This window comes from Nostoc sp. TCL240-02, assembly GCF_013343235.1.
Classification (GTDB): domain Bacteria; phylum Cyanobacteriota; class Cyanobacteriia; order Cyanobacteriales; family Nostocaceae; genus Nostoc.
Map to the genome: position 1 here is coordinate 6,200,245 of NZ_CP040094.1, position 22,280 is coordinate 6,222,524.

Here is a 22,280-nt window from a genome sequence, read left to right on the forward strand (position 1 = left end):
ATTTCCATTGCGGCATTGAATCAATATGCCTATTGTCCGCATCGCTGAGGACAATAGTGTTGCTACAATATTTATACATCAGCTAACAGAAAACTGATTTGTAAACTTTGAGCATTAAATGAGCATTATGGTAAACAGCAGTAAAACACCAACTGGCAAGGCTAAGAAAGGGCAAATAGTAATCCGCCCTGATTCAGGGAGCATTAAAGCTTGTTTCCCTAGAACTCACTTCCCTGGGGAACCCAACCAAGTGAAAAAAGCTACAGGCATATCAAATATAGATGGATGGCAAGATAAAGCCACTTCACTACAGCAGCGCCTTCAAATCGAGATGGAAGACTGGAAACTCACTAATCCAGACGGGACATTCAATGAAAACAAGTACCGTGAGATTCTTGTTGATAAGAAGCTTAGACCGGATTTGAAGATAGTAGAGAGCACAAACAATCAACTACCGCCTAAACCTGAATTATCCCTAATGGAAGTGTGGGATATGTATTGTTCCTTCAGAAGGGAGAGTCTTGCAGAAACTGTATATCAGTTAAAATTCAAAGGGGAGTATTTGCGTGCCATTAAAAAATCACTGGATGAGGTAGGTGAATGCCCTTTAGAAATGCGTAACTGGTTACTAGGGAATTACAGTCATTCAACAGTTAAGCGAATTTTATCCTGTTTATCAGAAGCCTATCGATTAGCTATTAAGCAAAAAATGGTTAATCAGAATCTTTTCGATGGAATGGCAGAAGATATTAATACCAAGAAAAAAAGTGAACGCATTATTGACCAAAACAAAGAAATAGAAAGTGATGACGATGTATTGGATAAAAGCAAAGCTTACACGTGGGATGAGGCACAAGAAATATTAAAATACATTCAAAGCAATGATAGTAGGGTTAAGCATTATTACAATCTTATTAAGTTTAAATTCCTCACTGGTTGCAGGACTGGTGAGGCGATTGCTATTTGGTGGACAGATATTGACTGGGGAAGAGAAAGAATAATATTCAGAAGAAATTACAATAATCGTCTCAAAATCTATAAGTCTACTAAAAACGACACAACACGTATGTTTCCCATGCCCAAAGATGGTGAATTGTGGCAGTTGCTCAAATCAATACCACAAGGTGAACCGAATGAGAATCTATTCAAAAATAAGGCAGGAAAAGCGATAAATACTGATTCACTCCAACGTGTGTGGCATGGGTATGAAGCTTCTCGCAATAAAGGTATCATCCCTGAGTTAATCAAGCAAGGCAAAGTTAAAAAATACCTACCTTGTTATAACACAAGGCATACATTTATCACTCATCAAATATTTGACCTAGGTAGAGACGCAGCAATAGTTAACGCGTGGTGTGAACACAGTGAAGAGATGTCGGCAAAACATTACAGGGATATTGCAAAGTACGCAACTCAAACCAATCCTGAGTTACCAGCTAGCCAACAAGTGCAACAACAATCAGAACTAGACCTACTTAAAGAGGAACTGCGTAAGCAACAGGAATTAATAGATAAGCTATTGCAAGACCAGAAGTAAAACTTATCTCAAAAGCGAATACCCCAAGGTAGTAAAACACTACTCTGGGGTATTGTTTTCTGAAGTGACATATTTGGATGACACTCCAGATGACATATTTGGATGTCACTTTGTAGTAACACTACGCTAATGAACCAACGGAGTATGTCTGTAGGTTGTATCGACCAAATATATGGGTTTTTTTAGAAGTGGCACTTCAACATACGCATATCTAAAGCGTACATTCGCGATAGGTCTATAACGATTCTTCTTTACTGGCTTGCCAAATACCTCTACCGTGGGTTGTGTTGTAGCAGCATTACTCTTCTTAGGAGTACTCACCGTAAGTTTGTTCTCATCAAATGTCAAGTCCTGACATTCAAGCATACGGGTAATGACATCTACTGCGTCGGCTTCCTGATTGCCATACACTTTGAGTCTGTATCCGTGTGTCTCGTCACGATACAAAAAAATATTCTTCCCTTTCGTAAAAACGATGCCTTGATTACTGGCAATCATGTGTTGCTTGATTTTCGTTGCTAGCGTCGTAGCATTTGCCTTTGTGAATGTTGTTGCAGTCTCATTCATTAACCTAAAACTGTACTCAGCATCTATCCTGCCCTCACCATGTGGAACGCTCTCGATATCTTGAGAGAAGTACATTTTCACTAATGGGTGTCCGTCAACAGGTGGGAGTATGTCGTTACGAGAGCCGTTGTAAACGATGAGGTCAGATTTCCCATACCCCAATAAATCGAACAATAGATGATGCCTTAAATTCATCATCAATTGGTTGTCGCCATCCAACATCGTACAAGCGGTTCTCAGGCTACTCCTAGCAGTAGCAATATTAGGTTTCCAGTCATTCGGTAGGTCACTAAAGTACAGCCGCACTGCTGCATTGTGCTGAGGAATGTACACTTTCTGTAAGTGTTCAAACGGGTCAAAGTTGTCAGGCAGTGCATCTACGGGAGGAGTGGCAGCATTAACACTTGGTGTGAATGCTTGAACCGTTGCACCGCTCGATACATTTGAAGTAGGTTTAGCAGCAGTCCATTGATAGTCAGGTACAAAAATCTTGTCGTCAGCCATATATCCTCTTAATCGTTCGCATTAAAAATGTCGTCAAGTGTCGCTTCGATAATGTTCTGACTATCGGCTTTTTCTTGGGCTGCCTGTGTGGTTGTTACGGTAGGAATGGGTTGAGCCAGCCCAGGCTGATACTTAAGAAAACCACCGTTAACAGTGTCAGGTATTGGTTGTCCATGCTCATCTTTGGGGTCTACCTGGTTAAGTGATTTAGTGAGTTCACTGACACTATCATTTATTCCCACTGCCGCAGCACCAATACCAATAGGGATAGCTACCATTGTCACAATGGTATTAAGTCTATCGTTAGCACTGTTCAGGAAGTTAAAAAACCTCCCTTTTAGATTGGGCTGAGGGTTCATAAACCCATACGCAAACTCACCCACAACACCCCACTTCTTCAATGCATTCCCAATCTTGCCAACATTTCCGCCGATAACCTCTAACCCTGCTGTAATCAAAGCAGTCATGTTGGATAGCTGGTTGAATACGTTCGCACCCGCTTGGTAGATTCTGTTCGCCTTTGCCCAATCCTCTGTAATCGTGTGATAGTTTGCTTCGCCGATGGTATCAGCGATTATCTCGTGGACTGCTTTGCCGAGGACGGTGCTGATACTAAGAGGAGTGCCATCAAGCCCTTTAGGGATGATGACACCAAGTATTTGGTCAATGACCGTACCAAGTGTCTGAGTAAGGTTATTGGAAAGCATAAAAGCGTTGTGTACGGTGGTTGCAAAAGTAAGGACGTTAAGCGCAGTATTTACCAATGTACTATTCGCAAAAGCCATTACTAATGTCGTCAGTGCAACAAACTGTGCTGCGATAAATGCCTTTGCACTGCCTACCACACTTGTAGTTGTTGCATTAATACTTGCTCTCGTTTGTGAGTGCTGTTGAACTATCAAAGCACGTAGACTTGCTGTTTCTGCTGGGTTCACGTCAATACCATCCCTTCCATCTTTACCGTTATATCCTGGTGACCCTGGTAGCCCTCTCTCGCCGCGATCGCCCTTTTCACCTTTGATGCCCGGCAGTGTCACCACTGTTGTGATACCAGGAATACCTTGCAAACCACGCTCCCCTTTATCCCCTTTTTCACCTTTCGCGCCGGGTACGCCAGGAATACCCTGTAATCCTCGTAGTCCTTTAAATGTTTGGTACAGAGCGATTGCTGTAAGTGCAGTAGTGAGTGCTACCCCTGCCTTGCCGAGCGCATCAAGACCTACCCGTTTTGCTTGTTCGCCGATACCAATAGCTTCACCTGCTTTGCCATTTGCTTCTATCGCATGGTTGTTTGCAGTAGTAGCATTGTCGTTGGCTTGCTTGGCATTCCTTACCGCACCATCAGCAGTGGTCTGGGCTTGATTCGCAATTGCACGCACCGAACTTATAGATTGCAATGCATTGGTCGCAATGGTCGCAGCATTCTTACCGATTACAATTGCTTGGCTTGCAATATCTTCTATCACTGGCACTTTGTACTCAAGATTGCTGATGCGAGATTTAAACCCCGTGAGTATTCCCAACAATCTTGATATATCACTGCCAAGTGCTAGTACTTGATTCTCTACAGCATCAATCCGCGCACCAAGAGTCTCAAGTACTGCAAGTTGTTCAATAATGGTAAATACCGTTCCTATAATGTTGAATAATTCTGCTACCCTTCCCGCAAGTTTTGCAGCATTCCCCAACGCTTGCCGACTAATACCTACAGCCTCAGCCGCTTTAAAAATCGCATCACCCACGCGAGTCTCTAACGCTCCAATGGCGCGTCCGAAGCTGTCAACTTTTGACCCAATACCATTGACGATTCCACGTAAGCCACCTACCTCGTTGCTGGCATTGAGAGCGTCTCTAGCAGCCTTTGCGGAATTAGTAACCGCGCTCGTCGCCTTCCCGTCCACTTGATTTATAAGGCTTGAATTGAGTTTTGATTCTCTGCGCGCAGTTACCGCAATATCCTCTACATTATCCAATTTTGCGAAAGCTCTTGCTGCTTGCGCTTCTAGTAGCTGTTGCTTACGTAATGCATTAGCAATGTCTTGTTCTGTTTTCGTAGCTTTTTTGATTGCAGTCCCAGCACTACCACTGGCTTCCTCTGCTACAGTTGCAAATCTAGCGGTCTTCACCTCCAGTGCTTTTTGTTCTCTTGACACACGAAGTGTTTCAGCCTCTACCGCTTGTGCTTTTTTCCCTGCAAATCCTGCTTCTCTGTTGGCAGTCTTAGCATCACCACTAGCAGAATTAGCGACTTTTGCTGCATCGCCCGCAGTAGCAGCAACATTAGCAATCGCAGCATTCATTTGTCGTAGTACCGCGTCAAAACTACTTGCCTTGCTTAGTGCTTCCCCTGCTTTGCTACTTGCTACTGATGCCGTCGTGGTAGCTGCATCAAGCTTGTAAGTGATTTCGGTTACTTTGGGGCTCAAAACATCTTCCACGATACCACGTACTTCACCGGGTGATAATGCCCTAAGTCGCGATACTTCAGACCTTAGTAATGCCAACTCTCTTGATAAATCAGCGCAATTGTCAGCCATTGTGTAACCTCACTTGTTTGGTAAGACCGCGTAATTCTGATGCTGTTTTCTCGCAGTCATTACAGCAGTAACCGGGATAAGTATCGGTTTTGCATTCACAATATCCTTCAGGGCATCTCACCCTTATACATTGCACTTTAAAAGTTATTGGCGCGGGGCGAACGTCTTTGTAAATCAACTCACTATTGCTAAATACTCTGATGATATTCTGAGTAGATTTGTAGTCCACTTTAAAAGTCATATCACCGGTATTGTCGCTGTACGTCGAGTCAAACTCTGACTGTAATCTATTCCCTGTAATTACAGCAGTAGAAAGTATGTAAGTGCAGGGTAACTCTGTGGCAGGATTATTCCCAATCTGCCGAAATGTGCCAGTACAGGATACCCCTACAATCTCACCTGGTGCAAAGTGGTTTAGAGGTCTACCACCATCAAACCGGAATGTTTCTTTATCGATATCGCTAACAGTTACATCAATAGGGCAAGCATTTTTAAAAGTAATTTTCTCTGTGACACCCTCACCATCTATGTAAGTGAGTAAAGCGCTTGTATCTTCCAATGTGCAATAACTCATAGTTACGATTTATAAGGTAACGTGGGAACCGGAAAATCACCGATGCATATTCTTACTTCTGACATATAAGCGCCAACTAAAGCAGGGATAGAACTGGGTAGATACCCTGGGATACACCCAAGGCTGACACGGGTATTGTTGTTACCAAACTTGCGAAATATCGATGTTTGTAATACCTGTGACTCCAGCACTCCATTAATCCTTAATCCCAGTACGTTACCTACACGAGTAAAGACAAGATGATTCCACGTGTTTGACGGTGGATTACTGACAGAATAGACTTCTACTGACTCTCCATTAAAGTAAGTTTGTCCATACCATTTATTGTTAAGTCCCGAACGGTTTTTCCCAACACTAATGAAGTCAGCGCTCCCATTATCAATCGTCAAGAAACTTGCATAAGTGTTGTTTGTGTCGTATGTTGACGGCATCCACATGAATGCCTCCATCGAAAAATCACCAAGAATATTAAACTTTGCATTGACCGATGATTGAACGTATGCACTGCCAGGGAAATAGAGTGACTTGTTGCCAAGAATATATTTTGATGATGACAGTGCAGCACTCCCGTTGACAGTAAGGGTAGTTCCCTTGGTATCGGCAATCCCGTTAGCGTCACTATCAAGGTGAGAGAGGAATATTGTTTTACTGGTAATAATTGGTGATAAAAGTTGAGAAGCCGATGCTAAACCTGAGAGGAAGTTTGCCCGTGACATTCGTCGTGTAACACCGTCAATTTGTTGTATTGGTAATAGGTCGGTATTATCTGGTATCAGTTTCTCGCTACTCCCAAGTTGGGATATCTGTAAAGGATTGGGTGACAATTGTCGATACCTCCGTAAGGTTTATTCCATCTGTCTCGTAGTACTTTTTATCCCAAATAAAGACGTTCAAAAGTTCATACAGTGATGAATTTTCGTACCCGATTAAATCATTGTCATTGGTGATAATTGGCGTACCGTTTTCATCGGATAAATAGGCGCTAAATAGTGTTGATGCCCTGAGTAGAATTGCCGTAAGAATTAATTCTGCGCTGTTAGTGGGCGACGGTGTCAGACCATACAAATCAGCCTTAAAAAGCGTCAGAGTAGTACTCGTTTGAGTAGCACCCTGACCAAATAAGTCTTGTAGTGTTATTGGAATATATGGCATTAGTAATCGTCTGGGTCTAGCGCAAGTGAACCCGCAGGTTTTTGGAGTGACACCGTAATATCATCTTGGCGGTACTGGATAGCATCGCGCACAGTATATGACGGAACAAAACCATTAGCAATTGTAATTGACTGGTCAGCGTTTGATGTTTGGTTATCAGAAGTTAAGGAAGTCTTTGCCTTCAGGAGAATCGCTGCGAATAAAGCTTCCGCTCTGTTGGTACTACTAGCAGTTAAACCAACTGATACCAGGTCAGATTTTGTAATTGTAATTGTCGTATCATCCTGAACAGCATTAGCGCCGAATACTTGTTGTAATGTTGGTTCTGCCATAAAATTTTCCCGATGAGTAGTACATAAATACTATTGATACATCTATAACATGGTAGCGTCAAGAGGTCACATTGAGAGCAACTCGTAGTCAGTGTGCCATCATACTCACCACGTACACCGCGTATCGGCAACCTTTTTCGTAGCTCAACGGTTGGGATGTGATGGTACGTCAGTGTTGTAAGTTATTCGCAGTGTGTAACCGCGCTGCATTCCAACCAAGGAAGTCTATACGTTTCCGAGTCAAGCACACCGTCACCACAGGTGATAGAACTAATGCATAGCAAACAACAGAGCGTTATACGAAAGGAGTTGTTGATGGTTGCTAAAGTAGGACACGTTGTCGGTGTAGCTCCCAATCAGTTCTTGATGGTACTACCTGATGAGTACGAAGGATTAGGGGCAGTAACAGGCGTAAACAAGCTAACAGGAGACCCGCCAGCAGGTGCAGACAAAATCAATCTGCAAGCTGCTATCAATAGTGGCAAGGTATTTCACGTGCGTATCAGCTATAAAGTCGGAACAAAGCGCAAAACCGCAAAACTGATAGTTGACCAAACCCATATCGGTACTGCGCTCGGTGGTTTGACTGGCAAGACTTTTAGAGGACAGACTATCCTCGGTGCGGTCATTCCATCTCACCTGACATTCGGTTGATATTTAATAACAGAAAAGTAAGGATAAAAAATTATGGCAGGCTTATACGACCTCGTTCACATTACCGACCCCGACGCGACACAAAAGTACTGGTTTCGTGCGGCGAAAGGATTTTACAGCGATGCCGCAATTGCAACTGCAACAGGTGTTGTCGTGTCCACTGATGCTGCTGACTTAAAGCGACCGTTAACCCCAGTTTTTGAGTTAATTCGTGCCGGGGTACTCAAGAATGCTGTGCTTACTGCTGTTGGTACTGGTGGAAAGCGATACAGGGTTAAACTCCACTATGCAGTAGGCAAAAGCGCCACGGTTGAAGCAGCAATGCTAGCGCTTAATGTTCCCAATGTTGCGGGTAAAGCATCTTCGGGGGCGGCTTTTAAAAGCTTCGGAACCACAACTAACGTTACATCTCGGAGTTAATCGATATGTCTTTACAGTTGGGAAATACTGCAAATTGGTCATTGTTTTATAGTGAAACATTCACACAACGGTACAATCTCCCTGTTGAGAATGCAGATTACGGATTGATTGGCGAGTTGGTGATTCCCGTACTCTTTGACAGTCACATCCTGACAGTAAAGGCATCATCTGACGGAGCGAAACCAAGCTGGAAACAGCTAGGGTATGTGAAACAAAAAATACGTACTGGCATAACTGAGGGTGGCACAGTTGACAGTTTTATCAATCAACGATATCTGTTGTCTCTCAATCAGCCAACATTGCTGATATTTGACCCGAATGTTGCTAGTACCTACGCTCTATGGTTTAGACCATTCAACTGGTTCACCACAGTAAAGCTGGATATTTACGAGTACACAGGCACTCTATAGGAGTATGGAAATATGGCAAACAATCAAGACATCAGTAAGTATGCTCAACTTGTGGCACTGTTCAGTAGCGTATTGGAGCAATCGAAAGTTATTGGCACTAAAACAGGAGACCTTATCACCAATATAGCTGCTAGCGTTGCTGCGTATTTTGTGGATAACTCCAATAAAAAGCAATAAAAGTCCTGATAGTGAAGTGTTATACCCAGCATGGTTCAAAAGCTATGTTGGGTATTTTTGTAAGATATGGGGTGTATTGTTCCGAAGTGTCATATTTAGATGTCACTTAAAATGACACTTTTAATGTCATAAATAAAAATTTATTGCATGACATGTAAATATGTCGATACAAGTGTCATCAAAAAATGTCACTCTGATTTAGTAGGGTAGGGGTTTATGAGTAACGAGGTTATTATGTGGATTGTCGGATTATCTGTACCAGCTTTCGTGAGCTTATTAGTACTGTTTGTGCAAGAGCGTGGAATACATCGTCGTCAACGGATGGCTGATTACGCTAGTAAGGAGCGTGTCATGGTGCTACTTGAAAACGATATCAGCAACTTGAAAAGCACCACAGATAAGATGTCTGTAGTGCTAGATAGAGTAGATGTTAGGCTAGATACTTTGTCGGAGCGAATGGTCAAGGTAGAAACTAAGTTGCAGTAGCTTGTATTGCTAGTACCAATTCATTCTTGTTCATGTTGCCATAACCCTTTATTTTAAGGTTTGTGGCAATTTTTTTGAGTTCTCTGATACCAAGTTTATTGAGGTCGATGTCTTCTTCTGTGTCAGGGTCGTAGTCATCCATTGATATCATCTCTTCATCATTATCATTGTCTGTCCCGAATGTTTCACCCTGTGGTTCAACATAATCATTGTCAACATCGACTACAAAGCACTGCATATCATCATCTCGTTCCCTGTTGTCACTTGGATTTTTTTCGTCGTGGTAATCACGCTCACCCGTTAGTATTGGGTCTCTCACCTCCGTAGCATTTCTCAATGCTTGTACCTCAGCCATTACCGCCTCTAATTCCTTTTGTTTCGATTCTAGTGCGCGTAGTTGTTCATCCCTTGGCACACTTTCACAAAAACTTAAGAAGTCGTGGAAAAATTGGGCAAGCAATTCAGTATCGACAGACTTGTCGGACTTTTGCCATCCCATGTTGATAACAATCTTCCGGTGAAAGTATTCAAAAACGTATGATGCATCAAACTTCACAGCGTACTTTTCTTGCCTTTTATGGTCAAAAAACCATAACTCTTGTCCGTCATATTGCATGAATTCCACCCTTGGTGCTGTAGAAGATACCCCAGGGTTGTAGTTTCCTTTTTCAGTAAAATGCTTCCAATAAAAGCAACCTAAATCCTTGTATGCTGATGTATCGATGTTTTTGGTAGCCATGATTAGTTAATAATGTTGGTCAGAGTGGATTGAAGAACGTGGGTGCTAATAATTGGGTGAGTGTAAAACCTATTGCGTCTGTAATCCCAGCATCCAAAAGCTGTGTTGTGGTCTGATACCAGAATTATTGTTTTAGCAAAAGTTGGAGTGGTTGTTACCAGATTTTCCATTTTCGTGAGAAAGTTCTTATCCTGAAAACCTTTGTACTCAATAAATATTTGAGCTAGTGAAGCGTGGTTTGTATCGTGAATAGTGTTTACTAATTCCGCTAGTATTGCGTTCGCCATAGGGTGGCAGCGTCGTGCTGTAACCTGAAAGTCTATAGACCAATTCACCTCACCAAGCGAAAGTTTATTGTGAACGTCAATATCGAACATTGGTGACTTGAAGTACTTCGATATCAGACTGTAACAGAGATATTCGGCTGTACTATCAAAACATGTTTGTTGTCTTGTCTGACGTTCGTGAGATGTTAAGCCTGTTCGACGGTCGTGATAAATGCGCTTGACGTTAGCAAATTTTTGCTGGTAATTCATGGCTTCTCACCTACCGATAACACCTTGATATGTTGTATGTTTCGCTCTGCTACACAACCCACACAAAACCCATCTTTATACAACTTATAGACTTTTGGATTGAGGGATTTTCCAACCATGTACCATTCGTGCCAGCACTTTACCCAAACTAAAAGCAATATTCCATTGTCACTCACACTATTTACCCTCATTCAATGTTGACTGTTTCACAAAACCCATACTGTTGCCCAATGCTTCGTATCGATAGCCATAGTTAGACATTTGAAGTATCAGCTCATCCATGTCACGACGACCAATCTTAAGCCCCATCTTTTCCTCCAAATGCTTGACAAGTGATTCTTGCGATATCTCCAAATCAATACGTTTCAACGCTTCACTTGCGTACCTGTTTTTACGGTTACTTTCACCAAGTTTGGGTAAGTCTTCTTTCACCCACTTACCAAGGATAATGGATAGCTGGCTGCCTACACCTGTTCCCTTGTTACGCTTCAGGTACGTGAAATGTTTTGCGAAACTATCGATACCATGCTCAATACTTTCAAATACACCACAGTAGACACCTACTGCTATTGGTACCTGGCATATAATCCACTTTTTGGGATTGATAGCATCTGGAATATTAGAAGGTTTTATACGGTTGAGCTTGCCTAGTGTTGGGGCATACACTTTGTGTAACAAGTCCATACTCTCTTCCCCCCATATACGCTGATACACACGTTGCATACCTTCCCATTCGTACATGATACGTGAGTACACTGGCTTGCCTTCCTGGAAGTTGAGACATATCGTCCGTCGCGCAACTTCACCGCATTCGGGGTCTGTACCCTCATCAAGTGAAAAAACTGATGTGATGACCTTGTAGGAATAATGCTTGAATTCAACCTTTGTGGTATCACTACCTGCATTACTTAATCTTGATACCGCGCTCTCTTCACAGTTAGCAAGCAGAATATCATAATGCGCTCCCCACTTTACCAACCATTCATTGCGGTTAAAGTTGTCCACGAGTGCGTAGCCACCCTCACCACTACCAAACTTGCTGTCAAGTAAATCCCTGATACTAGCACCTGTGAAACCCGGTCTAATTTCGACCGCCAGGTGGCTTGGGTAGTGTTGAGCGATGGTCTTACCAAGCTCTGTCTTTCCACTGCCATTGCTGCCTATAAAATAGGGAATGGGAAGACATTGACGCTTGGATAGTACAGCTTTGCAATTGAGTAGCGCGAACACGGTAGCGATAGGGTACTGCTGTGCAGCATCAGGCATGGGTAGGAAGTTCGGCAAGTACTCGGACTTGAACCATGTTGCGTACTGCTTTGCAACATCTTTGCAGTTTTCGTCAAAGCCGAACTCTTTTAGCCCACAAATGCTTTCGTAGTCTTCCTTGAAGTCGTACCGGGGCAAGAAACGCTTTTCATCATTACTACTATGAACAACAGCACTCTCGGACTGAGGAATATTAATGGTAAGTTGTGTAGCGTGTGTCTCCAGCTCCAATCTCATATCATCCGTTAAATCGGTATCTCTTTCCATCTGAGTGAGAATATCAGCTATCTTTTGCTGTTGCTTAGTACCTGCTAGTACTGTCTTGGCAAGGTCGTTACGGTACTTTTGTACTTTATCTTCAGTCATACTCGTGTTATATTATTGGTTCAATTTTTGTGTGTGGGCGTACCGTATTGGCATTGCCCACTTTTTTATTACTATTGTTGGCTACCGTTCACACAGTGGATAAACTGCACTTGCTGGCATGGGTTTAATAAATGAGTTCAGTGCTAGTATCATCCCAAGTTGCCAAGATAAAAGTGATAGGTACTTTGATGGCGTGCCAGCTAAGTCGCACATATCAAGGATATTCCTGTAAGCAAAGCAACCAGTACTAAAACCCTTGTCAGCTAAGTACCCTCTAACAAACATGTAGATTTTTCTGCTGTCTGAGATGTTACCTGAAAATCCAATTGTTGCTAGCGCTAGCGTGCAAAAAGCAACATTATTATTGTGGCTGTAAATATTTGACCAACTATCGTCATCGGTAAAGAAAGAAGCTTTCATGTGCTTAACTATGTTGTGATATTAATTCCAGTGCAAATAAGATTCTTGTGGCTGCATGCTCTAGGTTTGGTTCACTAATATCACCAGCGAAGTAGGCAAGTAGGTGTATTAGTGCGTGATTGAGATGCTCATTCGATGGTATTGACCGCCAATTATTGTCGCCATACTTATCAGCGCCACCCTTTAACACTTTTGCCACTTCCAGTAAAGCTAGTGGTGGTAACAAGTCAGCTCTGAAATTTACCTTGCACTGCTTACCACCTTGTTCGTTTACTTCTATTTCACTTGAATGAATGTCCATCGTTTATACCCTATATTTTCTAGATGTCATATTTGAATGTCATCTGGAGTGTCATGTTTGAATGTCACCCCAGCATGTCACTTTGCAGTAATACCCTACCTACCCATTACATTGAGCAGTAAATCAGAATACTCCTTGTATTCTTTATTAGCTTTGATACTGCTAAACGCTCCCTTTATATCGGCAATGTTTTTATCGCACTTAGACATTTCTGTAACGTAGAATTTTACGCGCGCTTCTAACATTTTGGCAGGGTCAACACTACCACAGCCTGACCAGTTACCTTTGCTACCCTTCTTTTCTTCTTTTTTGGGCAACACCACATCTACACCATCAATGGATGGTAGCTCTCCTTTGAAAGGGAAACACTCCACTTTGTGACCTGTGATTTTACCTGATATAGGAGACTTTAAGAACACACTTGGCAATACTTCATCAGTGAGTGCAGGGAGACACATAATGCCAGCGTCGTTGAGTTTAAGTGCAGCGTCATATTGTGGCATTCCCTCAGCAAGGGTATCCACATCGTTTTCAAGGCAATATACCCAGAATTCAGACATTGCTACTTCTAAATCAATACATTGTTCCGTCGTGATGTTAGTCCTAACAACTATCTCTCTACTCTCGTTAGTGACGATTAAGCCTAGCTCAGACAACACTTTGACCATTGTCTTCAAAACAGGAATGTCGTTGCAATAAATAACAGCATTGCAGCCATCAATCTGCCATTGTTTTGCAAGCTCTTCACCCTTCATCTTATCAAAAGTACCCTTAGCGCCGCCCTCGCCTTGTTTCCAGCTTTTGAACTCGAATACACCACCTTTGTTGCAGCTACCAGCACCCATTGATACTACCAACCAGTAGTTGTCACCATCTATAATGCCTGCCATTGCATTAGTTTGCAGGGTAAATTCTGTGCCGGTGAAGTCATACCTCCCAGGTTCACCACCTGCTGTCTTGTTAAGTCGTAATGCCGCCCATTGTTTGCCACCGTTGTCAAATTGTGTTTGAGCAAAGCCAATATAAGAGTCTAAAGGTAAAGCCATTGTCGTTTAATCCTTGTGTGTTGTAATGTTTGTCATTTGTTGTAGTGTCATACCATCACGGTTGTCATAATGTTTTTACTTTTTTGCGTCCTTAAATGCTTGTGCTAATCGCTCTACCTCGTGTGTTGGCAGTGATTGCAAGTTTATATCCAACTTAACACCCAAGCTACTTGCATCAGCCTGTATATTCTTGATAGTTGACTCTTTCGTGGTGTTTATCATGGTAGTAATGTGATTAGATATCCTTTAACTCGTTCCAACTCATCGTCATTCAATGCACAAATGTCATTCATGGGCACACAACGCTTGAGTTGTATGTTGAGCAATACCACATCTCTTATCAATTGCCTTCTCTCGGTTGTAGTTTCATTCACGCACTGTACACCCTCTTGGTGGTTGTGGTTGATAGCAAGATTTGTCTTTATTCGGAAGTGACGCAAGCTCTAAAAGTAGTACTAGTAAAGCTATTTCAACCCTCATCACCCTATACTCCGAGTATCGTATTCATCAAAAAAGAAAGTGATTTGACGAGTGATGATGCAAAGTTCTGACACTGTTGATAGTGTTAGGCTCCACTTGACCGATATCTTGCGCTTCAGGACTTGGTACTCATGTATGTTGTCCACCTTAATGGCTGCCAAAAGCGCTGTTGCAAGTAGGTATGGGTCATCGTAATCGGTCATTTGACCCGCAATTATTTGAGTTTCTGAAAACTTTACACCCGATATTCTTACTGAACGGGACATACTCATACTCCTTTTTTGGGTAAGTGAAGTTGGACAATAGGTACTACTGTAGGTATACCTGTGCGCTCATTTGTGCACTGAGCCATTAACAATATGGATGAGTAAAATATTTTATCTATGCGGTAGTAATCAAGCCTTGCCACTAAACCAATGTCATGTTGCAGTAGCACTTTATCGCCCACTTTGAAATGATGTGACTTGACGGCTTGGGATGTGCTTATCCACTCCACATTGTTACTTCTACCCGCCAAAAGCCATCTACTACCTACCCTTAGAAAAGTACCAACACTGGGAAAATATCGCGTGATGTTGTGCTGTTCGTCTGATATTGTGCGACATACAATAATGTCCTCACTTGATACTAGGTCTGGATACTGCCCAGTGAGTGATACCCTGAAAGACCTGGAATGCGTGTCATGAGTGCTAAGTTTTGCTTTAATCGTATGAAATTTTGTACTCACATCTGGTAACAACCACTCCACATAGCCTTCAGTGCTACTCATTGGGAATGCCCTGTAGTTGCCTTTACCATCTCCCACTACTTCAATCTTGCAGCAATCATTGATGCGTGCAGTATGCAGGTTGCCCGTGGGATTATTGACGACCACTTCACGATTAACGCTTATTGCAGTATCCCTGCCATCATCAGTGTCCCAATAGACTGGAATGATGCGATATTCACTATGAATACCTAACACTACCTCACGCGATTCCTCGCTTACTTCCAACACTGTTATATTGGTAGACCTTTCATCAGAGTGACATGCTAGAGTGTCACTTTTAGTGTCACTAAAAATGTCATCCGTAGATGTCACTTCAGTGATAGGGGTAGTAAGCCTTAAATACTCTGCCTCCAAAGTGGAATAGTCGCTGTCAAGCCTGCATAGTATTTTATTTCCTTCATTTTTTAGTACCTTTAAGGTACTTTGCAATTCCCTGTATTTCATTTCGTTTACTCAATTTTTGTGTGTGTTAACCGCTCGCTCGGCTATGTGAATAATGTAATCTTGATGACATCACCTGAGCATCAGTGTGAATGCCGAATGTTGATATTTGAGCATTAGTTGTAATCATAGTGTTGTCACGGTGATGTACTTTCGTGTGTATATGCTATTCGTGCATCAATATAGTGGCAGTTATCAGAATGCATCTATGCCTACACTCCCAGAAAAGCGCTTCACGTTCAACTTTGACCTAACACTCAAGAGACTAGCTACCAAACAAGCAGAGGAAGAATTCATTACTCTGGCTTCTCTCATTAATCGTGCGGTAGCTGAGTACCTTACTGCTAGGGGTATCGATGTCAAATCTAGTGAGAAAAGATGACACCATGTTGAATGTACGGATGTCATCAAAGTGATGTCACTGCTAATATGTCATTCATGGATGTCACTTAAAACGACATTCGTGGATGACATTTTTTTTACAACACACAAAGGTTGAAGAAATAATATGACACGCTTAACATTTGCATCGGTTCATCAATACGCTCTCGATAACGGCTACCAACTCGTAAGAACATCAGAGGGTTATTCTTTGTATCCTGAAGTAGGGAACCTTGCGGAGCGTATGGGAGGTTACAAAACCAAGACACTAAAGGTAGTAATGGAAGTGATTAAAGAAGGTTGCAGCTTGCATGGTCAATACTGCCCTTACCTACCGCCCTGCTTTGAGAATGGGTATAGAAGCGCTCAAGAAATGCAACAGCTCGATGAATTATGGGAACAAGAAATAGATGAAACGGATGAGATTTTAGAGGAAGGAATTTACGACAGTGAATTTTGTAAGGAAGAAGGTATCACTGCCCCCGAGAAGGTAGAGAGCAATATCACTTGCATGGTAAGTGGGTATTGGATAGAAAGTGAGCCAAATAACGAGTATGAACCTAACTATGAATCAAGAACATACAATACAACTATTCAGATGTTATTACTGGCATTCAACGTTAAACTCACCACTACAGTAATTGAATTGTATTGTGCTGAGATATCGCAGGATGCGAGCTTGACTGGTAACAGGGTATTGGAAATATGTGCTGATGACTTAGGTACTGAAGCAATGTATCTAGGTTTTCAGTGCAACGAATTACTAGGAAGGCTTTTGGAGTTAACAGAGAACGAGGACTTAGGATGGGAAATTATCTCCTGTATTAACTACTGCACCAATGAGATACAACCAATACTCAGAAACAATACTCCTTGCGAATGGGATGATTTCAATGAGTCAGAGGAAAGCTTTAACACTCGTATTGCATTGGAAGAGATGTATAGATTGCCTATGCCGATGTGGTATTGGGATACCGATAGATACACGTTATGTTCACATGAAGACTATGAAGAGCAAGAGAGATTTGACTTGTTGCATAGCTTTCACGTGGCGGCGGTAAGTAGGTGGGAAAAAATGCAAACTGCTTACAATAAAGCACGTAGTAGTGGTAGGTAGTACTTCCTAGGTGACATCCCAGAGTGTCACTCCAGATGTCATATTTTATTGTCATCTCACAACAACACATACAACAGGTTTCAACATCGCTTCAACGCACACAATACCCAATGACAAAACAATGACACAGCTTACCTTTGACAAGACACTTGCACTCTCAATTTATAACTCTGATGAACAATTTCCTATTGACCTTGATGATGCGTGGCTATGGCTGGGCTGGGCATCAAAACAGAAAGCACTTGATTGCCTTGTAGCTAATTTTGAAGAAGGCACAGACTTTTTAACTTTGGGTAAAAAAGCCTCTAACGGGGGCAGACCGGGAAAACATATTATGTTGACAGTTGATTGCTTTAAGTGTTTTGCGATGATGTCAGGTACAGAACAGGGTAAAGTCATCCGCAAATACTTTATTGAATGTGAAAGTATTGCCAAGGAAGCAAATATCAAAGCATTACCATCTGTCAGCACATCAAAACTCACTGAACTAAAAGCCAACGATGCACTGGTACGGCATCACATTAGGGTGCTTGAAAGTGAACTAGCTGAAAAGAGGATGGAATTACAGTCTATTCAAAAAGAGTTATTCACCGAAGCTAAAGCTGTACTTGATGCTAACCCTGAACTGGCAAGGGCTGTACTCGATGCCAGGGAAATAATAGAGCGCGCTAAACAAGCCAACAAGTACCTTAGTGTGTGAGATGTCATCTAAATATGACATTTTAAATGACATGTAAAAATGTCACTCACAGACAATACCTATACACAGAGAACAAGAATAATGAGTAACTTATCTATTTTCAGCTTTGAAACACACGACATACGCTTTGTAGGTACTGCAATAGACCCTTGGTGGGTAGCGGCTGATATTTGCAAGGCATTAGAGATTACAAATCCATCAACAGCTATTAGTAAATTGGACGATGACGAAAAAACACGTGACATAACTTTAAATGATGTCAGTGGCAAATTTGCTAGCACCAGGGCGCAGAAGGTATGGTGTGTGAATGAACCAGGATTGTATGCACTTGTCTTAACAAGTCGCAAGCCATCAACCAAGCGCTTTAAAAAGTGGCTGACATCCGAGGTAATACCCGCTATACGCCGGACTGGTAGTTACAGCATTCCTAACAACGCACATGTTAGGACTTCCACTACCTTCGACAAAAAGGTTGCCGAACTGATGAAGCGCAAGGAACTGTTATCAGAACGCATCGATGCTACGACAAAATCACTCAAGTCATTACAGGAACAATACGACTCACTTGAACAAGAGTACTCACGACTATACGTAGAGCATTATCGTCACGAGGGTGAGGAGTATATCAAGCACAAACAAATAGTTGGTAGCCACAATCCCTACCTTAGTAAATTGAATGACATTAAAACATGTCACTAAAAATGTCACTCAAACATGTCATTCAGGGAAACATACATGGCACAAACAATAAAACATCAAATGCAGTGTGAAAAGTGCTTAGGGTACAAAGTGAAGAAGAATGGCTTTGAACAATTGTCTGATAGTACCTTATTGCAAAAGTGGTATTGCATCCCTTGTAAGAGTAGTCTCACCCGTGTCAAGGGTAGACGTAATCACGCACTGAAAACAGCTAAAGCAAACAAAGTAATAGTATGTGCGGGAATGGTATTCACGAGGCACGACATACAGTACGTTGTGGGTGAGCGCAAAGCAGTGTCCCAGTATTTAGGACAGATATGGTCAGTGAGTGGGAGTAAGCCAGGTAGCGCAACGTGGATGTATGAGGACTCAATATTTAAGGCATTAAAAAGATGAGTAATAGCAATACACGTGTAGACGGTACCGGTAATTTTGTGACAGATGATAATGGTAGGGACAGGGAAGCTACACCACAAGAGATAGACAAAACATTAAGGGAGTGGGAAGGCGATGGTAAGAAAGGTAAGAAAAAATGAGTGGGTTGTGGGGCTGAGTGTTCACTACTGGGGGAATAATTACAGAGTTTGGTCTGTTACTGATGATGACGTGCTTCTGGTAGTGCCCGGCGAACAACCTAACGGATGGTATCAACCTTTTGCAACTGAACTCACAAAGCCTACTAGCGTGACAGTGAAAAAAGACGACGAGTTCGTGATGATATTTGACGATAAAAAACTACTACCTTGGGAGAAGTAACATGATAGGTACGAAGTTTATTGACAAATCAGAAGTATATGTGGTAGTCAGAAGCTTTGTTAGCGATACAGCATGGGTATGCAAAAGTGAAGCCACGGGTAACGAAAAGTGGTATTACACGGAAGAGATTGAAGAAGGTAAAATAACTGAATTACCACCACACAAACTACCAAAAGTCAAGAGTAAAGCATAAATATCTCACACATAAGCAAAACTTACACCTTACTGTAAAAAGCAGGGTGTTTTCTTATGGGTATACGAATGATAAGTAGATTATCAGTGGACTGTCAGAATGCTACAAGTTTTACTTATACTTTACTGAGCATACTTTGAGCATCGTTGCTGAGTAGTAAAATATACTAAAAATGCTCATTTTACACGTAAAATCCCCACTTTGAGCATTGGGTGAGCATTTTCAAGAAAACAAAAGCTGAAAGTATTGACAGTAGGTGTTTTCAAGCCAACCATCGCTGTTGGCGGATGTTTTGTGCAGGTGAGTTTACCGATAATCAATACACAATTGAAGGTACTACATTGCACGATCGCGTCCACACTACAAGCGATGTACAGCGAGGAGAAACTTGGCAAGTTCGGGCAATTTGGCTAAAGTCTGAGCAATACAAACTCATCGGTAAATCTGACTTAATTGAAGCCGAATCAGGTGAAATTTATCCAGTGGAATATAAACGAGGACGCAAAGGCGAATGGGATAACGATGAGTTGCAAGTTTGCGCCCAAGCCTTATGTTTAGAAGAAATGACAGGAGAACCTGTTAATACTGGATATATCTATTATGCCCACTCTCATCAACGGCAATTAGTAGAGATTAATGCAGAGTTACGGCAAAGTGCGATCGCTACTATTGAATCTGTGACAAATCTCTTAGAAACAGGAGCAATGCCAAAACCAGTTTACAGCAAACGCTGCCAAGGATGCAGTCTTTATTCGCAATGTTTACCCAAAGCAACCGATAAAGTCAAAAGTTATCAAGAAGTCAATTAAATCATACCCAATACAGTTTTCAGATCAGCCCAAAACCATCATGTAGAGACGCGATAAATCGCGTCTTGAAAGACAAATTATCTACACCAACAGCCCTTGCTAACCGTATTAAATTATATCCGATAAATCTCTTTACTCAAATCCAGATCATTTTTAGGAAGAATCAAAAATGGGAACACTTTACGTAACACAAGCCGATGCTTTTATCGGCAAAGTTGACGAACGTCTCACCGTCAAAGCTGAACAAAAAACTATCATGGATATCCCTTTAATTAAACTAGAAGGAATTGTAGTACTAGGACGAGCTACTATTTCTCCCGCCGTCGTCAGTGAACTTTTAGATCGTCACATTTGTTTAACATTTCTCACACAAAATGGACGATATTTAGGACGTTTAGAACCAGAAGTTACCAAAAATATTTTTGTTCGGAAAGCCCAATGGCAAGCTGTGGGAGAATCAGAACCAGCAATACATTTAGTTAGAGGATTTGTGCGGGGTAAATTGAAAAATTACCGCCATAGCTTACTTCGCACTCAGCGAGAACATCCTGATACTGACCTGAATAATAACATCACTCGATTGGAAAACGCGATCGCACCAATCGAAAAAACCAGCAGTATTGATTCTCTCAGAGGCTTAGAAGGTGCTGGTAGTGCAGCTTATTTTGGTTGTTTTCAACAGCTAATCAAAACCCCAGAATTTCGATTTGAAGCCAGAAACCGCCGTCCACCAACCGATCCAGTTAATGCCTTACTGAGTTTTTGGTATTCATTACTACGTCATGATGTGCAAAGTGCTTTAAATATTGTCGGCTTCGATCCTTATCTAGGATACTTACACGTCGAACGTTATGGTAGACCTTCCTTAGCCTTAGACTTGATGGAAGAGTTTCGTCCCTTAATAGTGGATGCTGTTGTGTTGTCGCTAATTAACAAGCGATCGCTAACCTTAACTGACTTTACCACCGAACCGCTCAGTGGTGCTGTGTCTTTAACCAAAGAAGGATTGCATACATTTCTTCGCGCCTACGAACAAAAGAAACAATCCGAGTTCAAACATCCAGTCATGGGAAACAAATGCACCTACCAAAAATCCTTTGAAATTCAGGCAAGGTTATTAAGTAAGTACCTCATGAACGAAATCGATAAATATCCCCCTTTAGTTCTCAAATAACTTATCATTTTTCCCTATTCCCCATTCCCATTCCCTTCATGTATATTGTTGTCAGCTACGACATTCCAGAAGATAAGCGTCGAACTAAAATCCATTCTATTCTCAAGTCTTATGGACAATGGATGCAACTGAGTGTGTTTGAGTGCGATGTCACTCCCACTCAGTATGCTAAACTGCGATCGCGTTTAGCCAAATTGATTAAACCCGACACTGACAGCGTGCGCTTTTATTTTCTCTGTGCTTGTTGTCAGGAAAAAATCGAACGTATTGGCGGAGAACAGCCACGAGACGAAACAATTTTCTTTGCTGAGTCCCCTTCTGGCTAGTACAGCACGGTGTAAATTAACAGACCATATTGGTGAGAGAATAAATAATCAGCTTAAAACCCGTTCGTTTGAGGGGGCGTATCAAGGACTGAGGGTGTGACTATATTAATTCCTAAAATATTAAATCCAATTTGCGATCAGTTCAACATAGCTGACCGCTTTTTCTTTTCAGGGACTTTTTACCTGACCTGATATGTCAATTTTTTACCCATATTTTTCTAAGTATGATTTTTGAAGCGCTCATTTTTAGTCTAAACTCCAGCAGTAACTTATTTCGATTTTCAAGATACAAACACGTAATTTTTATAAAATTTTTATACTAAGTAAAAGCAGTAAAAAAATGCCATCTCAGATAGTGACACTCAACTAAACAAACACTATAGTGATTAGATTAATCAACTGTATTGTGTC

Annotated in this window: 32 protein-coding genes; 16 read left to right on the plus strand and 16 right to left on the minus strand. The window is 41.8% G+C overall.

Features of this window, described 5'->3' with window-relative positions:
- Positions 1-127: 127 nt before the first annotated feature.
- Positions 128-1,537: a site-specific integrase gene (locus FBB35_RS26365; protein ID WP_174712090.1), complete on the plus strand. Its 1,410-nt coding sequence runs from the start codon at positions 128-130 to the stop codon at positions 1,535-1,537.
- A gap of 126 nt (positions 1,538-1,663) precedes the next feature.
- Here the strand turns inward: FBB35_RS26365 and FBB35_RS26370 are convergent, their stop codons facing one another.
- Genes FBB35_RS26370 through FBB35_RS26395 form a run of 6 tightly spaced genes read right to left on the minus strand, consistent with a single transcriptional unit; the run spans position 1,664 to position 7,203 of the window.
- A complete protein-coding gene (locus tag FBB35_RS26370) occupies positions 1,664-2,608 on the minus strand; it encodes a hypothetical protein (RefSeq protein ID WP_174712091.1) in 945 nt (314 codons plus the stop codon).
- Between the two features lie 8 nt (positions 2,609-2,616).
- Positions 2,617-5,145 (minus strand): alanine-zipper protein, encoded by a 2,529-nt coding sequence (locus FBB35_RS26375; protein ID WP_174712092.1) that lies wholly within the window; start codon positions 5,143-5,145, stop codon positions 2,617-2,619.
- Positions 5,138-5,719 (minus strand): hypothetical protein, encoded by a 582-nt coding sequence (locus tag FBB35_RS26380; RefSeq protein WP_174712093.1) that lies wholly within the window; start codon positions 5,717-5,719, stop codon positions 5,138-5,140. The genes FBB35_RS26375 and FBB35_RS26380 overlap by 8 nt, the downstream gene beginning before the upstream one ends.
- 2 nt (positions 5,720-5,721) lie before the next feature.
- Positions 5,722-6,543: a LamG-like jellyroll fold domain-containing protein gene (locus tag FBB35_RS26385; RefSeq protein WP_174712094.1), complete on the minus strand. Its 822-nt coding sequence runs from the start codon at positions 6,541-6,543 to the stop codon at positions 5,722-5,724.
- Positions 6,503-6,871, minus strand: a complete 369-nt coding sequence (locus FBB35_RS26390) for a hypothetical protein (protein WP_174712095.1) — start codon at positions 6,869-6,871, stop codon at positions 6,503-6,505. Before FBB35_RS26390 ends, FBB35_RS26385 begins: the two co-directional genes overlap by 41 nt.
- A complete protein-coding gene (locus FBB35_RS26395; protein ID WP_174712096.1) occupies positions 6,871-7,203 on the minus strand; it encodes a hypothetical protein in 333 nt (110 codons plus the stop codon). Before FBB35_RS26395 ends, FBB35_RS26390 begins: the two co-directional genes overlap by 1 nt.
- A gap of 315 nt (positions 7,204-7,518) precedes the next feature.
- On the opposite strand from FBB35_RS26395, the gene FBB35_RS26400 reads away from it, so the two are divergent.
- The 5 genes from FBB35_RS26400 (at position 7,519) to FBB35_RS26420 (ending at position 9,350) form a co-directional block, all read left to right on the plus strand.
- A complete protein-coding gene (locus FBB35_RS26400; protein ID WP_174712097.1) occupies positions 7,519-7,857 on the plus strand; it encodes a hypothetical protein in 339 nt (112 codons plus the stop codon).
- Positions 7,858-7,890: 33 nt separating this feature from the next.
- Positions 7,891-8,277, plus strand: a complete 387-nt coding sequence (locus tag FBB35_RS26405; RefSeq protein WP_174712098.1) for a hypothetical protein — start codon at positions 7,891-7,893, stop codon at positions 8,275-8,277.
- Positions 8,278-8,282: 5 nt separating this feature from the next.
- Positions 8,283-8,687, plus strand: a complete 405-nt coding sequence (locus FBB35_RS26410; RefSeq protein ID WP_174712099.1) for a hypothetical protein — start codon at positions 8,283-8,285, stop codon at positions 8,685-8,687.
- Positions 8,688-8,699: 12 nt separating this feature from the next.
- On the plus strand, positions 8,700-8,864 hold the full coding sequence (locus FBB35_RS26415) for a hypothetical protein (RefSeq protein ID WP_174712100.1): 165 nt from the start codon (positions 8,700-8,702) through the stop codon (positions 8,862-8,864).
- A 216-nt stretch (positions 8,865-9,080) separates the two neighbouring features.
- Positions 9,081-9,350 (plus strand): hypothetical protein, encoded by a 270-nt coding sequence (locus FBB35_RS26420; protein WP_174712101.1) that lies wholly within the window; start codon positions 9,081-9,083, stop codon positions 9,348-9,350.
- Here FBB35_RS26420 and FBB35_RS26425 read toward each other — a convergent pair.
- From FBB35_RS26425 to FBB35_RS26470, 10 genes are all read right to left on the minus strand, one after another.
- Positions 9,337-10,089 (minus strand): Rho termination factor N-terminal domain-containing protein, encoded by a 753-nt coding sequence (locus FBB35_RS26425; RefSeq protein WP_174712102.1) that lies wholly within the window; start codon positions 10,087-10,089, stop codon positions 9,337-9,339. The genes FBB35_RS26420 and FBB35_RS26425 overlap by 14 nt on opposite strands.
- Positions 10,090-10,091: 2 nt before the next feature.
- The gene (locus FBB35_RS26430; RefSeq protein WP_174712103.1) at positions 10,092-10,625 is read right to left on the minus strand and encodes a hypothetical protein; all 534 of its coding nucleotides are present in this window, start codon (positions 10,623-10,625) and stop codon (positions 10,092-10,094) included.
- A gap of 177 nt (positions 10,626-10,802) precedes the next feature.
- Positions 10,803-12,257 (minus strand): hypothetical protein, encoded by a 1,455-nt coding sequence (locus tag FBB35_RS26435; protein WP_174712104.1) that lies wholly within the window; start codon positions 12,255-12,257, stop codon positions 10,803-10,805.
- Between the two features lie 81 nt (positions 12,258-12,338).
- Entirely contained in the window at positions 12,339-12,677 is a 339-nt protein-coding gene (locus tag FBB35_RS26440) for a hypothetical protein (protein WP_174712105.1), read from the minus strand.
- Positions 12,678-12,681: 4 nt separating this feature from the next.
- Complete coding sequence (locus tag FBB35_RS26445; RefSeq protein ID WP_174712106.1) at positions 12,682-12,978, minus strand: dATP/dGTP diphosphohydrolase domain-containing protein; 297 nt, start codon at positions 12,976-12,978, stop codon at positions 12,682-12,684.
- 95 nt (positions 12,979-13,073) lie between these two features.
- Positions 13,074-14,024, minus strand: a complete 951-nt coding sequence (locus FBB35_RS26450) for a hypothetical protein (RefSeq protein WP_174712107.1) — start codon at positions 14,022-14,024, stop codon at positions 13,074-13,076.
- 75 nt (positions 14,025-14,099) lie between these two features.
- Positions 14,100-14,246, minus strand: coding sequence for a hypothetical protein (locus FBB35_RS26455; RefSeq protein WP_174712108.1), 147 nt, complete (start codon positions 14,244-14,246; stop codon positions 14,100-14,102).
- Positions 14,243-14,398, minus strand: a complete 156-nt coding sequence (locus tag FBB35_RS26460) for a hypothetical protein (RefSeq protein ID WP_174712109.1) — start codon at positions 14,396-14,398, stop codon at positions 14,243-14,245. The genes FBB35_RS26455 and FBB35_RS26460 overlap by 4 nt, the downstream gene beginning before the upstream one ends.
- Before the next feature lie 105 nt (positions 14,399-14,503).
- Positions 14,504-14,770: a hypothetical protein gene (locus FBB35_RS26465; RefSeq protein ID WP_174712110.1), complete on the minus strand. Its 267-nt coding sequence runs from the start codon at positions 14,768-14,770 to the stop codon at positions 14,504-14,506.
- 2 nt (positions 14,771-14,772) lie between these two features.
- A complete protein-coding gene (locus FBB35_RS26470; protein ID WP_174712111.1) occupies positions 14,773-15,717 on the minus strand; it encodes a hypothetical protein in 945 nt (314 codons plus the stop codon).
- A gap of 205 nt (positions 15,718-15,922) precedes the next feature.
- Between FBB35_RS26470 and FBB35_RS26475 the strand changes: the two genes are divergently transcribed.
- The 10 genes from FBB35_RS26475 (at position 15,923) to cas2 (ending at position 21,869) form a co-directional block, all read left to right on the plus strand.
- Positions 15,923-16,096, plus strand: coding sequence for a hypothetical protein (locus FBB35_RS26475; protein WP_174712112.1), 174 nt, complete (start codon positions 15,923-15,925; stop codon positions 16,094-16,096).
- A gap of 126 nt (positions 16,097-16,222) precedes the next feature.
- Positions 16,223-17,212, plus strand: coding sequence for a hypothetical protein (locus FBB35_RS26480; protein WP_174712113.1), 990 nt, complete (start codon positions 16,223-16,225; stop codon positions 17,210-17,212).
- 121 nt (positions 17,213-17,333) lie between these two features.
- Complete coding sequence (locus FBB35_RS26485) at positions 17,334-17,912, plus strand: antA/AntB antirepressor family protein (protein ID WP_174712114.1); 579 nt, start codon at positions 17,334-17,336, stop codon at positions 17,910-17,912.
- A gap of 81 nt (positions 17,913-17,993) precedes the next feature.
- Entirely contained in the window at positions 17,994-18,611 is a 618-nt protein-coding gene (locus FBB35_RS26490; RefSeq protein WP_174712115.1) for a BRO family protein, read from the plus strand.
- Between the two features lie 392 nt (positions 18,612-19,003).
- Entirely contained in the window at positions 19,004-19,147 is a 144-nt protein-coding gene (locus FBB35_RS26495; RefSeq protein WP_174712116.1) for a hypothetical protein, read from the plus strand.
- Entirely contained in the window at positions 19,122-19,367 is a 246-nt protein-coding gene (locus FBB35_RS26500; protein WP_174712117.1) for a hypothetical protein, read from the plus strand. The genes FBB35_RS26495 and FBB35_RS26500 overlap by 26 nt, the downstream gene beginning before the upstream one ends.
- Position 19,368: 1 nt before the next feature.
- Entirely contained in the window at positions 19,369-19,560 is a 192-nt protein-coding gene (locus FBB35_RS26505) for a hypothetical protein (protein WP_174712118.1), read from the plus strand.
- Between the two features lie 218 nt (positions 19,561-19,778).
- Entirely contained in the window at positions 19,779-20,369 is a 591-nt protein-coding gene (gene cas4 / locus FBB35_RS26510) for a CRISPR-associated protein Cas4 (RefSeq protein ID WP_174713779.1), read from the plus strand.
- Between the two features lie 169 nt (positions 20,370-20,538).
- Positions 20,539-21,543 carry a type I-D CRISPR-associated endonuclease Cas1d gene (cas1d, locus tag FBB35_RS26515; protein ID WP_174712119.1) on the plus strand — a complete coding sequence of 335 codons (1,005 nt, stop codon included), beginning with the start codon at positions 20,539-20,541 and terminating at the stop codon, positions 21,541-21,543.
- A 38-nt stretch (positions 21,544-21,581) separates the two neighbouring features.
- Entirely contained in the window at positions 21,582-21,869 is a 288-nt protein-coding gene (gene cas2, locus FBB35_RS26520) for a CRISPR-associated endonuclease Cas2 (protein WP_174712120.1), read from the plus strand.
- Positions 21,870-22,280: the final 411 nt, after the last annotated feature.